The organism is Actinophytocola sp. (assembly GCF_045807065.1).
Classification (GTDB): Bacteria; Actinomycetota; Actinomycetes; order Mycobacteriales; family Pseudonocardiaceae; genus Actinophytocola.
Genome location: NZ_JBJMIE010000180.1, coordinates 1 through 14,049 on the forward strand (window position 1 = coordinate 1; position 14,049 = coordinate 14,049).

Genomic DNA, 14,049 nt, shown 5'->3' on the forward strand with positions numbered 1-14,049 from the left:
GCCGTCCTGGCTCACCGACCTGTTCGTTCTGGACGCGGAGATCGAGACGGGCCACGCTGCCGTCGAGCTGGTGTCGCGACTGGGTGCACTCGCTCCCGTCCTGCTGCTCGTCCAGCCGCGCATGAACCGCGGTGCCCTGGACGCCATGGTGGACGCGGGTGCCGGCGGCTTCGTGGAGACGCGGGCGACATCGACGGAAGTCGTCAAGGCGATGCGGCATGTCGCCTTCCGTACCGCCGTCGAGAGCAGTGAAGCCGCGGCAGGCCAGCCTTTCACTCCAGGGCAGCGGCAGCTGGGGCTGTCCGGACGGGAACAGCAGGTCCTCGACCTCATCGCGCGAGGACTGACCCACCACCAGATCGCGAGCGTCATCAAGATCAGCAGGCACACGGTCGACACCTACGTCAAGAGGATCCGGTCGAAACTGAACGTCGGCAACAAGGCGGAATTGACGAGGGTCGCCGTACTGCGATCGCGCTCGGCATGACGGCCTCGCCGGCGTCAGGCGCAGGAGTCGATCAACCGGCGTAGTGCGTCGTCGACGGGCAACGCGGCCGCGCGTTCCCTGGCGTCTGTCCGCACCAGACTGTGCATCCGGTAGCGGCCCGGTGCGGACTGGGAGATCAGGTGGGCGGTCTCGAGCTCGCGCAGCATCGGGCCGGCGTCCCGGCCGATCAGAGCAGACGCGGCGGAGGCGGAGATGTCCGGTCCCGGTGCGAGCGCGATCAGACAGGCGAGGCGGGTCGTGTCCGGTGTCAGATCCCGATACGACAAGCCGAAAACGGTACGCAGGTCCAGACCGGCGTCGCCGGTGTCCAGACAGTCCAGACGGGTGGTGGGGGAACGCAGCTGGGCGGCCAGCTGGGCGAGCGGCGTGCGGGGGGACGCGAGCACCCTGGCGGCGACGATGCCCAGCGCGAGAGGCAGGCCGCCACAGTGTTCGACCAGCTCGGCAACCGCCTCGGGCTCGGCCGCGAGCCGGTCGGGCCCGAGCCGGGCGGCGAGCAGTTCGAGTGCCTCGGCATCGCTCAGGACGTCCAACGGCACGGCGGTCGCACCATGACAGGCGAGCAGACCGGTGAGCGGGTGGCGGCTGGTGACGAGGGTGGTGACGGTCGCGGAGCCCGGCAGGAGCGGGACGACCTGGTTGGTGTCGGCAGCGTTGTCCAGCAGGACCAGCATCTTGCGGCCGGCCACCAGACTGCGGTACAGACCGACCCGGGCGTCCACATCGGCCGGGACATCGGTGACGCCCAGGGCGATCAGGAAGCCGCTGAGTGCGGCGGCCGGTGCGGTGGGTGCACCGCTCGGGTCGAAGCCACGCAGGTTGACGAACAGCTGGCCGTCGGGGAACCGGTCGGCATGCCGGTGCGCCCAGTGCAGGGCGAGCGAGGTCTTGCCGATACCGCCGCCCCCGCCGATCGCGGAGATGACCGTCGTGCCGGCGGCGGAGTCCAGTCGTGCCGACAGGCTGTCGAGCTCCGCGCCGCGTCCGGTGAACGGCCAGGGGGCGGCCGGCAGCTGCCGTGGCGGCCTGGTCCGGTCACGGGCGGGCGCGCGCACGATGTCATCGGCGGCGAGCAGCTGCCGGTGCAGCTCACGCAAACCTGGTCCGGGATCGACACCGAGCTCGTCGGCGAGCCGCCGTCGGAACGCCTCGTAGTGCGCGATGGCGTCGGCCTGCCGCCCGCTGCGGTAGAGGGCGAGGATGAGCTGCCCGGCGAGCCGTTCATCCAGGGGGTACTCGGCGGTCCGGCGAGCGAGGCCGGCGAGGAGGCCGGTGTGCTCACCGAGGCGCAGGCGGACGTCGATGTGGTCGAGCTCGGCGGCGTACCGCTCGCCGGCGAGGAGCGCCCGCACGCTGTCGGCCCATGGCGTGTCCACCTCGGGCAGGGGCTCACCGCGCCACAGGCCGAAGGCGCGTTCATAGGTCCGGTCGGCAAGCCGATCGTCGTCGGTGTCCCTGGCCTTGCCGATCAGGTCGGTGAAGCGGTCGAGGTCGAGCGTGCCGGGCGGGATGGTGATCCGGTAACCACCGGGCTGCCGCTCGATGGGCACGGGCGCGAGGGCCCGCCGCAGCCGGGTGAGGTAGGTGAACAGCGTCCCGCGCGCGGTCTGCGGCGGGTGGTTCCCCCACACGCGGTCGAGCAACTGCTCGCTGCCCACGACCCGGTTGGCATCGAACAACAAGGCCGCGAGCACACTCCGCTGCCGGCGATGTCCGATATCCACAGGACCGTCCGGTCTCCACGCGGCCACGTCACCGAGCAGCCCGAATTCCACCTCGCCTTGTCCCCCGTGCGTGTTCGCCATGTGCCGAGATAAGGATGATGCCGCTGGGTTTCGCCTCTCGCGTCGCGATTGATTGGGTCATTTTCCGGGCCGCCTTCCGGCGATGTTCTCTACCGTCCCCCAGCTGCGGCAATCGGTCTGCTAGAGAAGGTAGCGAGGGCAGCGAAGATCGGCAAGCCATCGGCACATGCGGGAAATGGCACTCTCTCAGCTGTTATCTCGTCATTGTATTTTCGGTATCAGTGGAAATGTGGAATCAATGTGGTGCGGGCGAGTCGCCAACGGGTGTCCCCGAAAAACGCGACGGTCGTACGCCTTGGCCGCCTTCCATGCTTGCGGCGCTGAGTTCTTCGACCACACGCGTGGGGGTTCGATGGCGGACGGGTGCTGGCGGTGTTCGGCGTGCGGAGCGCGCTATCCGGTGGCGCGGCCCCGGTACGTCTGTGACTGCCCGGCCACCGGCCGGCTGGACTACGTGCCGGGCAGCGACGCCGGACGGCTGTCCCGCGACGAACTGCTGGGTGCGGCAGGCACCGGGCTGTGGCGGTACGCGGACCTGTTGCCGATTCCCGCAGACGATCCCGCGGCACGGACTGTCGGCGCGTGCTTCCCGGTTGGGGGCACCCCCTTGCACCGCGCGGGACGCGTCGCGGACCGGCTGGGTGCGGGGGAGGTGTGGATCAAGAACGAGGCGGCGAACCCCAGCGGGTCGCTGAAGGACCGAGCGAGTGCGGTGGTCCTGGCGGCCGCGCTGCGGTCGGGCGCGCGGGTGATCGCGGGCGCCTCGACCGGAAACGCGGCGGCCGCGACGGCGGCGGTGTGTGCGGCGGTCGGGTTTCCCTTCGTCGCCTTCTTGCCCGCGCACGCGCCGGTCGGCCGGCTCGACGAGCTGGTGCGGTACGGAGCAACGGTGTTGCTGGTCGACGGCGACTACGAGGCGGCGGTGCGGCTGTCGCTCGCGGCATGCGACGAGTGGGGGTGGTTCTGCCGCACGTCGGCGGTGAACCCGTACACCACACAGGGCAAGAAGACCGTCGCACTGGAGATTCTCGACCAGCTGGGGTGGTCCGTGCCGGACGTCGTGGTGGCCCCTTGCGGCGACGGCAACGTCCTGGTCGGTCTGCACCACGGGTTCCGGGACGCGCTCGAGCGCGGGTGGGTCGATCGGATGCCGAGGCTGGTCGCGGTCCAGGCGGCCGGTGCGCCGGCGATCTTCCTGGCGTGGGCGGCCGGCGCAACCGAGGTGGCGCCCGCGCCCGCGGCCACAGTGGCCGATGGGATCAACGTGAGCAGGCCCCTGGACGGCACGCGGGCCTTGGCCGCACTCCGGGAAACCGGCGGTGTCGCGGTCACCGTGCCCGACGAGGCGATCCTCGCGGCACGTGACGCGATCGCCGCCGAATGCGGCATACCGGCCGAGCCGTCGAGCGCGGCCTCCTTCGCGGCGCTGCCCGGCCTGGTCGCGACCGGGGTGATCGGAGCGAGCGACCGGGTCGTCGTGCTGAACACCGGGGCGGGCAGCCGGTCCAGCGGCGGCGACACGACCGGTGTGTTCCGGGTGCCGGAAGACCTCGCGGCGGTCCGTGCCGCGGTGGGCGACCTGGCGGCGGCCCGCCTGCCGGACCGGCCGTCGTTGTCCCCGCTCGGGATCTGAGCGGCCGTCTCGTCGCACGACACGGTGGAAGGACCGCGTGATGACCTACTCGAGCCGGCAGGCCGACGACGGCGGCGACCTCGACGACGACGACGGCGATGACCTCGACGACGGCGCCGATCTCGTCGAGGACATGTACCCGCTGTCGCCGTTGCAGCGCGGGCTGCTGTTCCACTTCGTCCGCGATCCTGACGCCGCCGAGTACATCAACCAGCTGACCATGCGGGTGCACGGCGTGGCCCCGGCCGGCGTCCGGGACGTCTGGCAGCTGCTGGCCGAGCGGCACCCCGTGCTGCGCACGGGTTTCCTGTGGGACGGGCTGGACGACCCGGTCCAGGTCGTCTACCGGTGGGCGCGGCTGCCGATCGAGGTCCACGACCTGCGCGGGCTGCCCGCCGCCGAGCGGGACCGGGCGTCGGCCGACTTCATCCACGCCGACCGCCTGCGCGGGTTCCGGCTGGACGAGCCGCCACCGGCCAGGCTGTCGCTGCTGCGGGTCGACGACGACGTGGTGGACCTGGTCTGGACCCATCACGCGATCATCCTGGACGGGTGGAGCAGCGGGCTCCTGCTGGCCGACCTCGAGCGCATCCAGGCCGCACTGGCGACCGGCACGCCGCCGCCACCGGTCACCGGGCCGCCGTTCCGCGACTACCTCACGCGGCTGGGCGAGCGGGACCCGGGCCAGGACAGCGCGTACTGGCGGGAGGTCCTCGCCGGAGTCGACGCCCCCACCCCGCTGCCGCTGGCCGACAAGCCGGCACCGGACACCACCGACGAAGGCGTGCAACACGAACTGTGGCTGTCCGGCGAGGAGTCCGGCCGCATCCGCGCGGCCGCCGCGCAGCTGCGGATCCCGTTCGGCGTCCTGGCCCAGGGCGCGTGGGCACTGACGCTGTCGCGCTACGTCCGCACCGACGACGTGCTGTTCGGCATGGTGGTGTCCGGGCGGACCGTGGACATGCCCGGCATCGACGAGATCATCGGCACGCTGACCAACACCGTGCCGGTACGGGTGGACCTGGCGCCCGGCCGGACCCGGACGGTACGGGAATGGCTGCACGGGCTCGCGGACCGGCACTCCGCCGCCATGGCCCACGAGCACAGCCCGCTCACCGACGTGACCAGGCTCAGTGGACTGCCGGGCGGCCGCCCGCTCTTCGAGACCGTTCTGGTGGTGCAGAACCACCCGGTGGCGACGGGGTCCGACGCGGGCGGCGGCCCACGGATCACGCGGGTGCGAGGACACGAGAGCATGCACTACCCACTCGTGGTGTTCCTGATCCCGGGCGAACGCATCGGCGTCCGGATCTCCTACCGCCGCGGTGTGGTGACCGACCGCGCCGCGCGGCTGCTGGCCGACTCGGTGCGAGCGGCGCTGACCGGACTGACCGAGCCGGGGCGGCCCGTCGACGCGGTGGCCGTGTTCGGCGCACAGGCCGAGGCGCACGACACCCCGGCCGAGGGCCCCAGCACGCGATGGGCCGCGCCGGCCACGGTGCCGGAGGTGTTCACCGAAGCGGTGGCCGCCGCGCCGGACGCCCCGGCGGTGCTGCGCGACGGCATCGCCACCCACTCCTACCGTGAGCTCGACGAGCGTGCCGAACAGCTGGCCTGCGCGCTGGCCGCGGTCGGAGCCGGGGTGGAGCGGCGGGTGGGCGTTCTGCTGGCACGGTCGGCCGAGTCGGTCATCGCCATGCTGGGCGTGCTGAAGACCGGGGCGGTGTACGTCCCGGTCGATCCGGCCTACCCGGCGGACAGGGTCGCCTACCTGCTGTCGGACAGCGCCTGCGACATCGTCGTGACCAGCACCGGGCTGCGCGACCTCGTGCCTGCCGGCTCCGCGCGAATCCTCTGCGTCGACGAGCCCGTGGACGTGGCGGCGCCGCGGCCGCGACCCGCGGTGCTGCCGGACAACCTGGCCTACCTGATCTACACGTCCGGGTCGACCGGTCGGCCCAAGGGCGTCATGGTCTCCCACCGGGCGGTGCTCAACACACTGCTGTGGCTGACCGACGAGTTCGCCCTGCGCCGTGGACACGTCGTGGCGCACAAGGTGCCGGTCAGCTTCACCGACGCCGTCCTCGAGGTGCTGTGGCCACTGTGTGCCGGCGCGGCGGTCGCCGTCCTGCATGCCGAGGTGACGCGGGACCCGGACGCCTTCACCGCCGCGCTGCGCGCGAACCACGTGACCCACGCCCAGCTGGTGCCGCGGCAGATCGAGGGTATCGCCGCGGCCGCGGCCCGGGACGGCGGGCGTGACCCGGTTCCCGAGCTGACCTGGGTGGTCAACGGCAGCGAGACGCTGCCCGCGTCGTTCGTCTCCGCGTGGGACGAGGTGTGCGAGAACGCCCGTATCCACAACATCTACGGCATGACCGAGTCCGCCATCTTCGCGGTGTGGCACACCATGGCGCGGGGCGAGGCCGCCAGGACCGGTGTCGCGCCGATCGGCATGCCCATGCCCAACACCACCGTACGAGTGCTGAACGCCGCCCTCGAGCCGTGCCCGCCAGGGGTGGCCGGTGAGCTGTACATCGGGGGGACCGGTGTCGCGCGTGGCTACCTGGGGCGACCGGGCATGACCGCGGACCGGTTCGTACCCGACCCGCTGGGGCCGCCCGGCGCGCGGCTCTACCGCACCGGCGACCTGGGGCACTGGCTGCCCGGCGGCGGACTGGACGACCTGGGCCGGGTGGACTTCCAGGTCAAGGTGCGCGGCCTGCGGGTCGAACCGGGCGAGGTGGAGGTCGCGCTGCGTGGCCATCCGCACGTGCGGGACGCGGTGGTGGTCGGGCACGAGGACAGGCTCGTGGGTTACCTCGTGGGGCCCCGGCATGAGCGGCCCCCGGCCGGTGTGGTGCGGGCGTGGCTGGCCGGCTCGCTCCCCGCGCACCTGGTGCCGGCGATCCTGATGTGGCTGGACGAGCTGCCGATGACCCAGCACGGCAAGGTCGACCGCCGCCGGTTGCCCGCGCCGGCGGCCGAACGGGACCTCGTCGACGGGTATGTGGCGCCGCGTACCGAGCTGGAGGAGACCCTGTGCGGGCTGTGGGCGGCGACCCTGAAACTCGGCCAGGTCGGTGTGTACGACGACTTCTTCGCCGTCGGCGGGGACTCGCTGCTGGCGATCCGCCTGGTCGGCCGGGTCAGGGAGGCCGTTCCGGTGGACTACACCGTCGCGGCGTTGTTCGACGCGCCCACGGTCGCCGGTGCGGCCGCGCGCCTGACCGAGCTGCTGTCCGAGATGGGCGACGAACTCGGCGCGCTGCTCGACGAGATCGAGAACCTGCCGTCCTGACCGGCGGTGGCGTCCCCTCTTTGCGGGGCGTGTCCGACCCGGACGGGATGACTTAGCTTCGCTGCACAGCGACGAAGGGGAACTCATGACTGAGCCGCTCACAGCGAGCGGGTTGGCCGTGGCGGCCGTGCCAGGGCAGCCGGCAACGCTGCCGGTCACGGACGTCACCGGCGCCGCGTCGGTGCGCGGCTGGCTGGCCGAACACCGTGAGCCGCTGCGTGCGGAACTGCTCCGGCACGGTCACCTGCTCATCCGTGGCCTGGAAGTGCGCAGCCCCGAGGAGTTCGCGACGGTGAGGGACGTCCTGATCGATCGGCCCGCCCCGCACTCCCGCGAGGAGACGACATCGCGCAGCGCGTACGGCGACGGCGTGTTCTCCGCGACCGATCTGCCCCCCGAGCAGACCATCCGGTTGCACCACGAGGACAGCTACAGCGTCACGTTCCCCGGCCTGTTGATCTTCAGCTGTCTGGTGGCGGCGGAGACCGGTGGGGCGACCACGATCGGGGACGCGCGGTCGGTGCGGGACTTGCTGCCCGCCGATTTGGTCGCGGAGTTCCGGTCCCGCGGCTGGCTGATGGTCCGGAACTACACCGAGCACGTCGGGTTGTCGTGGCAGCGCACGTTCGACACGGACGATCCCGCCATGGTGGAGCGGTACTGCGCGCCGCGGGAGATCGGATGGGAGTGGCGGCCGGGTGGTCAGCTGCGCACCACCGCACTGCGTGCGGCCACGATCCGCCACCCCCGCAGCGGGGAGGAGATCTGGTGCAACCACGTCGCGGTGTTCAACGAGTGGACACATGACGCGGATGTCCGCGAGATCCTGGTCGAGGCGTACGGCCCGGACGGGTTGCCGCACAACACCTACTACGGCGATGGCGGCGCCATCGAGCCGTCGGTGGTCGCGGCGCTCAACAAGGCCTACGACGAGGCGACGGTACCGGTCCGATGGCAGCCGGGTGACCTCCTGCTGGTGGACAACGTCCTGTGTGGACACGGCAGGGAGCCCTACCGCGGAAGTCGCGAAGTTCTTGTCGCCATGGGGGATCCGATCGATGTCCGGGACTGCGCGCCGTCCGGTCCGATCGGGCCCGCGCCGAGGGAGGAGAGCTAGGTGGACACGGTCGCCGCGGACCTGGAAGTCCTGGTCGAGGACGGTCGTACCGCCCTCGTCCAGGTGTCCGATGTGGACGACATGGGCGCCGCCCGCGAGTGGTTGACCGCCCACCGGCCCGCGTTGCGCGCGGCGATGGTCGACCACGGTGCGGTGCTGGTGCGTGGCCTGCCGGTCACGGCAACCGAGGAGTTCGCGCAGGCCCGGGACCTGCTGATCGACCAGCGCGTGGCCTACCGGGAGAAGGCCACGCCCCGCAGCGACTTCGGCGACGGTGTGTTCTCGTCGACGAACCTGCCGCCCGCACAGGCCATCGAGCAGCACAACGAGAACAGCTACACGCTGGAGTTCCCCGGGATGCTGCTGTTCGGATGCCTGGTGGCCCCGGAGACCGGCGGGGCGACCCCGGTCGCGGACTCCCGCGCGGTGCTGGCCGGGCTGCCCGCCGACCTGGTCGAGCGGTTCCGCACCACCGGCTGGCTGCTGCGGCGCAGCTTCCACGCCCATGTGAGCCTGCCGTGGACGACGGCCTTCGGCACCGAGGACCGCGCCGAGGTCGAGGGCTACTGCGCGCGCAACCTGATCGCCCTGCGGTGGGAGGCAGGCGACGGCCTGCTGACCAGCCAGCGCCGACCGGCCACGATCCACCACCCCGGCACCGGCGCGGAGGTGTGGTTCAACCACGTCGCGTTCTGGAACGAGTTCAGTCTCGATGCCGAGGTCCGCGAGGTGCTGCTGAGCAGCTACGGCGACGTCGGCATGCCGTTCCAGACGCGCTACGGCGACGGATCGGTGATCGCCGAGGAGGAGATCGCCGTGATCAACGACGTCTACCGCACCGCGCGCCGCCGGGAGGCCTGGCAGCGCGGGGACCTGTTGCTGGTGGACAACATCCTGGCCAGCCACGGCAGGGAGCCCTACCGCGGCGACCGGCGGATCGTCGTGGCGATGGGGGAGCCGACCCGGCTCGTCGACTGCGCGCCGACTGTCGAGCCCGAGCCCGGACCCCTGGACTGACCCCGATGGCGACGTCGCACGGCACCGTCGAGCGGATCTGCCGCCTGACCCCGTTGCAGGACGGGATGTTCTTCGACGCCCTACGCAAGCAGGGGTCCGGCGAGGTGCTGTACCAGGTCTGCCTCGAACTCGCCGGTCCGGTCCGGCCCACGCTGTTGCGTGAGGCGTGGCGGACGGTCGTGCGCAGACACCCCATCCTGCGCACCTCGTTCCACTACGAGCGGCTCGACGTGCCCGTCCAGGTGGCCCGCCGCGACGCCGACCCGGCCTGGCGCGACCTGGACTGGCGCGGCGTCGTCGAGACGGACCACGACCGCCTGCTGGCCGAGCTGGTCGAGTCCGACCGGCGGCAGCCCTTCGAGCTGACCAGGGCACCGCTGATGCGGCTGGCGTGCGTCCAGGCGTCGGACCACCGGTTCTGGCTGCTGTGGACCTACCACCACCTGCTGCTCGACGGCTGGTCGATGTACCTGGTGCTCGACGACGTGTCCCGGTGCTACCGGGAGCTCGCCGTGGGCCGCACGCCGGACCTGGCCCCCACCAGGCCTTACTGGGACTACGTCGCCTGGCTGGACCGCCATGGCAGCACAGGGTCGGAGGAGTTCTGGCGCCGCGGCCTCGCCGGGTTCGCCGTGCCGACCCCGCTCGGCTACGAGGATGTCGGCCCGGCCGGCACCGGCGCCGAGTTCGGGGAGGTCGAACGGACGGTTCCCGCGGACGTCCGGACGGCTCTGGCCGCGTTGGCGGGCTCGCACCGGATCACGCCGGGCAGCGTGGTGCAGGCCGCATGGGCGGTGACGCTGAGCCGGTACACCGGGTGCGACGACGTCGTCTTCGGCTGCGTCGTCTCCGGAAGACCGCCGGAGTTCGCCGGGATCGACGACATGGTGGGCCTGTTCATCAACATGCTGCCGGTGCGGGCCCAGGTGGCCGACGACCGCCCGCTGGTGGAATGGCTGACGGATGTCCAGACGGGCCTGGTGGAGGCGCGCCAGCACCAGCACACACCGCTGACGACCATCCAGCAGTGGAGCGACGTGCCGCGCGGTATGCCGCTGTTCGAGAGCATCGCGGTGTTCATCAACTACCCGGTGCGGGAGAGCTGGACCGACGGTGGCGAGGCCACGGTCACCGGCCAGCGGGTGCTGCAGCAGCCGCACTACCCGCTGCACCTGACGGTGGTGGCGGGTGACACCGGCTGGCGGCTGAGCCTGGGCTACGACGCGACGCGGTTCCGTCGCGGCACGGTCGAGCGGCTCGTCGACCTGTTCGGCTCCGTCCTCGCCGCGGTCGCCACCGCCACCGGCCGTGCGGCCGGTCCGACCGTGGGCGACCTGCCGAGATGGCCGGGCACCACCGCCTTGGCCGAGCTGGCCCGCGAGGACCAGGCCCCTGCGGTGGCGTGGCCGGACCTGGTCAGGGCCGTGGTCGCCCAACGGCCGGACGGGGTTGCCGTGCACGCCGCCGCCCCGCTCACCTACCGTGCCCTGCTGGCGCGGGCGGAGCGGTTGGCCGTGCGGATGTGCGCCGCGGGCGCCGGCCCGGCCCGGACCGTCGAGTTGCGCCTCGGGATGTCGGCCGAGTTCGTGGTGGCGCTGACCGCGACCGCGTTGGCCGGCGCCGCACTGGCTCTCGACGACGTCGACGGCGACGTGGTCTGCCAACTCGATGCGGCGCGGCCCGACGGGTTCGAGGTCGCCGGCCCGGGTGGCACCGGCAGTCCCGGACACGATCCCCGCGCCGCCGTCGTCGTGACGAACGACGCCGCCCTCACGCACAGCGGACTGGCGGCACTGCTGTGGTGGCTGCAACGACACCACCCGATGTCCAGCGCTGACACCGCGATGATCGTCGACGAGCCGGCCGGGTTCGGCGCGGTCCGCGACGTGCTCTGGGCGTTGGCCGTGGGAGCCACCGTGGCGCCGGTGACCGACGTGCGGGGACCAGCATGGGGCGCCGTGACGGTCGCTTCCGGCCCCGCGACCTTCGCCGCCGGACAGCTGCCGCCCGCGCTGCGCCGGCTCGCCGTTCGTCCCGGCCCGGTCCCGTCGGCCACGCTCCGCTCGCTCCGCGTCCGGACCGCCCTTCACGTCGTCGAGGAGTTCCCGCACGGCGACGCCACCCTGCGGAGCACGTTCCGCGTGGATGGCCAGGCCGGTGTCGCGGTTTCTCCGGCAGTGGGCCGCCGTCGGGACGGAAAGCGCGTGTTCCCGCCCCCGACCGGCACCGCCGTGACCGAGGACGACCCGCGCCTGTGGTCCGTCGCGGCGGTACTGACCCGCCATCCCGCCATCCGCGACGCCGTGGCCCACGCAGCCCCGGCGGAGAACGGACGGCCGCTCGTCACCGCGTACGTGGTGACCGACGGCGGCACCGTCAACGCCGCCGCGCTCGGCGAACAGGTCACCGCCCGCCTCGGCCGCGAGCTGGTGCCGGACAGGTTCGTCACGCTGCCCGCGCTGCCGGTCACCCCGGACGGCCGGATCGACGTCGCGGCGCTGCCGACGGGTCCCACCCGGCAGACCGATCGGTCCACCGGTCAGCTCGCCGCGATGGTCATCGGGGTCTGGGCACAGGTGACCGAGGTCCCGGCGGACCGGCTCGACCCGCGGACGGACTTCTTCGACATCGGCGGGCACAGCCTGCTGGCCATCCGGCTGGTGTCGCGGATCCGGTCCGCCTTCGGAATCGACTTCACCCTCAACGACCTGTTCACCAACCCGACCGTCGGCGGCTGCACCCGGGCGGTCCACGCGGCCATGACCAACGGCTCGGTCGCCGAAGGGAGCGCACCGATCCCGCGGTCGCCGCGCGGTGCGCCGCTGCGGATGTCGTTCGCCCAGGAGCGGCTGTGGTTCCTCGACCAGGTGGTCGGCGGACGTGCGAACAACGTCCTGCTGCCGGCGCGGATCGGTGGCGCGGTGAACGCCGAGGCGCTGCGGCGGGCCCTCGGCGCGGTGGTCGAACGGCACGAGGTGCTCCGCACGTTCCTGCTCGAACAGGACGGGGTGCCGGTGCAGGTGATCAACGACCACGCTCCTGCCGTGCTGGCCGTCGACGACCTGTCGGCGCTGCCTGCCGACGTGGCCGAACGGCAGGCCAGGGCGCTGCTGGAGGCGGACGTCGCGCGCCGCTTCGACCTCGCCGCCGAGACACCGCTGCGCGCACGGCTGATCAGGCTGGCCGCCCATGACCACGTGCTCGGGCTGTGCGTGCACCACGCCGCGTTCGACGGCTGGTCCACCGGCGTGCTGTTCGACGACCTCACCACGGCCTACAAGGCATGCGCCGAGGGGAAGGGCGACCCGTTGCCCGGACTCACGGTGCAGTACGCGGACTTCGCCCAGTGGCAGCGGGAACGGCTGACCGGGGAACGCCTGGACCGGCTGCTCGGCTACTGGCGCCGCCAGCTCGACGGCGTGCCGGAGGTGCTGGACCTCGCCCCGCCACTGCCATCCGGTGACCGGATGTCCAACACCCGTGCCGAGATCGACGTGTTCCTGCCGGGAGACCTCGTCGGCGGGCTGGACCGGCTGGCCGCGGCGGAGAGCGGCACCCTGTTCATGGCCCTGTTGACGGCCTACTCGCTGGTGCTGGCCAAGCACGCCCGACGAGACGACGTCGTGGTCGGGGCGCCGGTCGCCGGTCGTGACCACCCGGACGTGGAAGGGCTCGTCGGGTTCTTCGTCAACGTCGCGGTGCTGAGGATGGACCTCTCCGGTGAGCCGACGTTCCGCGCGGTGCTGCGCCGCGTGCGGCAGGTATGCCTTGACGCCTTGACACACAGTGAGCTGCCGTTCGAGAAGCTGGTCGGCGCGTTGCGGCCGGACCGGGTGGCCGAGCGGCTCGCACTGGCGCAGGTCGCGTTCACCTTCCAGAGCGCGCCAGGCGGTTCGCTGGAGTTCGACGGCAGGCCGGTCGAGCACTTCCCGGTCCGCCACGGGGTCGCCCGGTGGGAGCTCGACCTGGAGGCATACCCGTGGGACGGGGGCGTCCGGTGCGTGTTCCGGTACGCCGTCGATCGCTACCGCCGGGGACTGGTCGCCCAGCTCGGCGCCGACTACCTCGACGTGGTCCGGCGGATGGTCGCCGACCTCGACGCGCCCGCGTTCAGCCGCCCCGCGGCGCCGGGTGACACGGGTGAGCTCACCGGCGCGAGCCTGGACATGCTGCGTGCCGCGGCCGCGTCCGGAGGAGAGGCGTGATGGCGGTGACCCGGTTCGTCGACGCCTATCCGCTGACCGCGTACCAGGTGGCGGCTCTCGGCACGGGTGTGTCGCTGCGTGTCGAGGTCGACGGCCCACCGGACGACGAGGCGGCGGTGCGCGCCGCCGCCGAGGACGTGGTGCGCGGACATCCCGCGCTGCGCACGTCGGTCGACCTGAGCCAGGGCCTCACCCAGTTCGTCTCGGCCGGCACCGGTCCCATGCCGGTGCGGTCCCACCGCACGGCCCGGGGCGTGGTCGTGGAGATCGAACGGGCCGATCCGGTCCTCGACCCCGTCGCCGCCGCACTGGTTGCCGAGGAGGTGGTCAGCCGGTACCGCACCGGTGCCGCCTGCCGTGCCGGGGAGGCGGCCGACGGTGTGCGGGACGCGGTCGCGGCGATGGTCGCCGCCACCTCCGGTGAGTGCTGGCTGGGCGCGGCCGGCCGGATCACCGCGGTCGC

At 72.4% G+C, this 14,049-nt stretch carries 8 protein-coding genes; 7 read left to right on the top strand and 1 reads right to left on the bottom strand.

Translation table 11 applies throughout. From position 1 onward, the window contains the following. The coding region (locus ACJ73U_RS10405) for a response regulator transcription factor (protein ID WP_407777348.1) at window positions 1–487 on the top strand (487 nt) is incomplete at its 5' end. A gap of 14 nt (window positions 488–501) precedes the next feature. On the opposite strand, the gene ACJ73U_RS10410 is transcribed toward ACJ73U_RS10405, so the two are convergent. Then, entirely contained in the window at window positions 502–2,313 is a 1,812-nt protein-coding gene (locus tag ACJ73U_RS10410; RefSeq protein ID WP_407777349.1) for a BTAD domain-containing putative transcriptional regulator, read from the bottom strand. A 400-nt stretch (window positions 2,314–2,713) separates the two neighbouring features. Between ACJ73U_RS10410 and ACJ73U_RS10415 the strand changes: the two genes are divergently transcribed. From ACJ73U_RS10415 to ACJ73U_RS10440, 6 genes are all read left to right on the top strand, one after another. Then, window positions 2,714–3,946: a pyridoxal-phosphate dependent enzyme gene (locus tag ACJ73U_RS10415; protein ID WP_407777350.1), complete on the top strand. Its 1,233-nt coding sequence runs from the start codon at window positions 2,714–2,716 to the stop codon at window positions 3,944–3,946. 40 nt (window positions 3,947–3,986) lie between these two features. Beyond that, the gene (locus ACJ73U_RS10420; protein WP_407777351.1) at window positions 3,987–7,247 is read left to right on the top strand and encodes an amino acid adenylation domain-containing protein; all 3,261 of its coding nucleotides are present in this window, start codon (window positions 3,987–3,989) and stop codon (window positions 7,245–7,247) included. A gap of 85 nt (window positions 7,248–7,332) precedes the next feature. Beyond that, the gene (locus ACJ73U_RS10425) at window positions 7,333–8,364 is read left to right on the top strand and encodes a TauD/TfdA family dioxygenase (protein WP_407777352.1); all 1,032 of its coding nucleotides are present in this window, start codon (window positions 7,333–7,335) and stop codon (window positions 8,362–8,364) included. Next, a complete protein-coding gene (locus tag ACJ73U_RS10430; RefSeq protein WP_407777353.1) occupies window positions 8,365–9,381 on the top strand; it encodes a TauD/TfdA family dioxygenase in 1,017 nt (338 codons plus the stop codon). Window positions 9,382–9,386: 5 nt separating this feature from the next. Further along, window positions 9,387–13,586, top strand: coding sequence for a condensation domain-containing protein (locus tag ACJ73U_RS10435; RefSeq protein WP_407777354.1), 4,200 nt, complete (start codon window positions 9,387–9,389; stop codon window positions 13,584–13,586). After that, window positions 13,586–14,049, top strand: a 464-nt coding sequence (locus ACJ73U_RS10440) for a hypothetical protein (RefSeq protein WP_407777355.1), incomplete at its 3' end; no start/stop codon positions are given. The genes ACJ73U_RS10435 and ACJ73U_RS10440, both read left to right, overlap by 1 nt.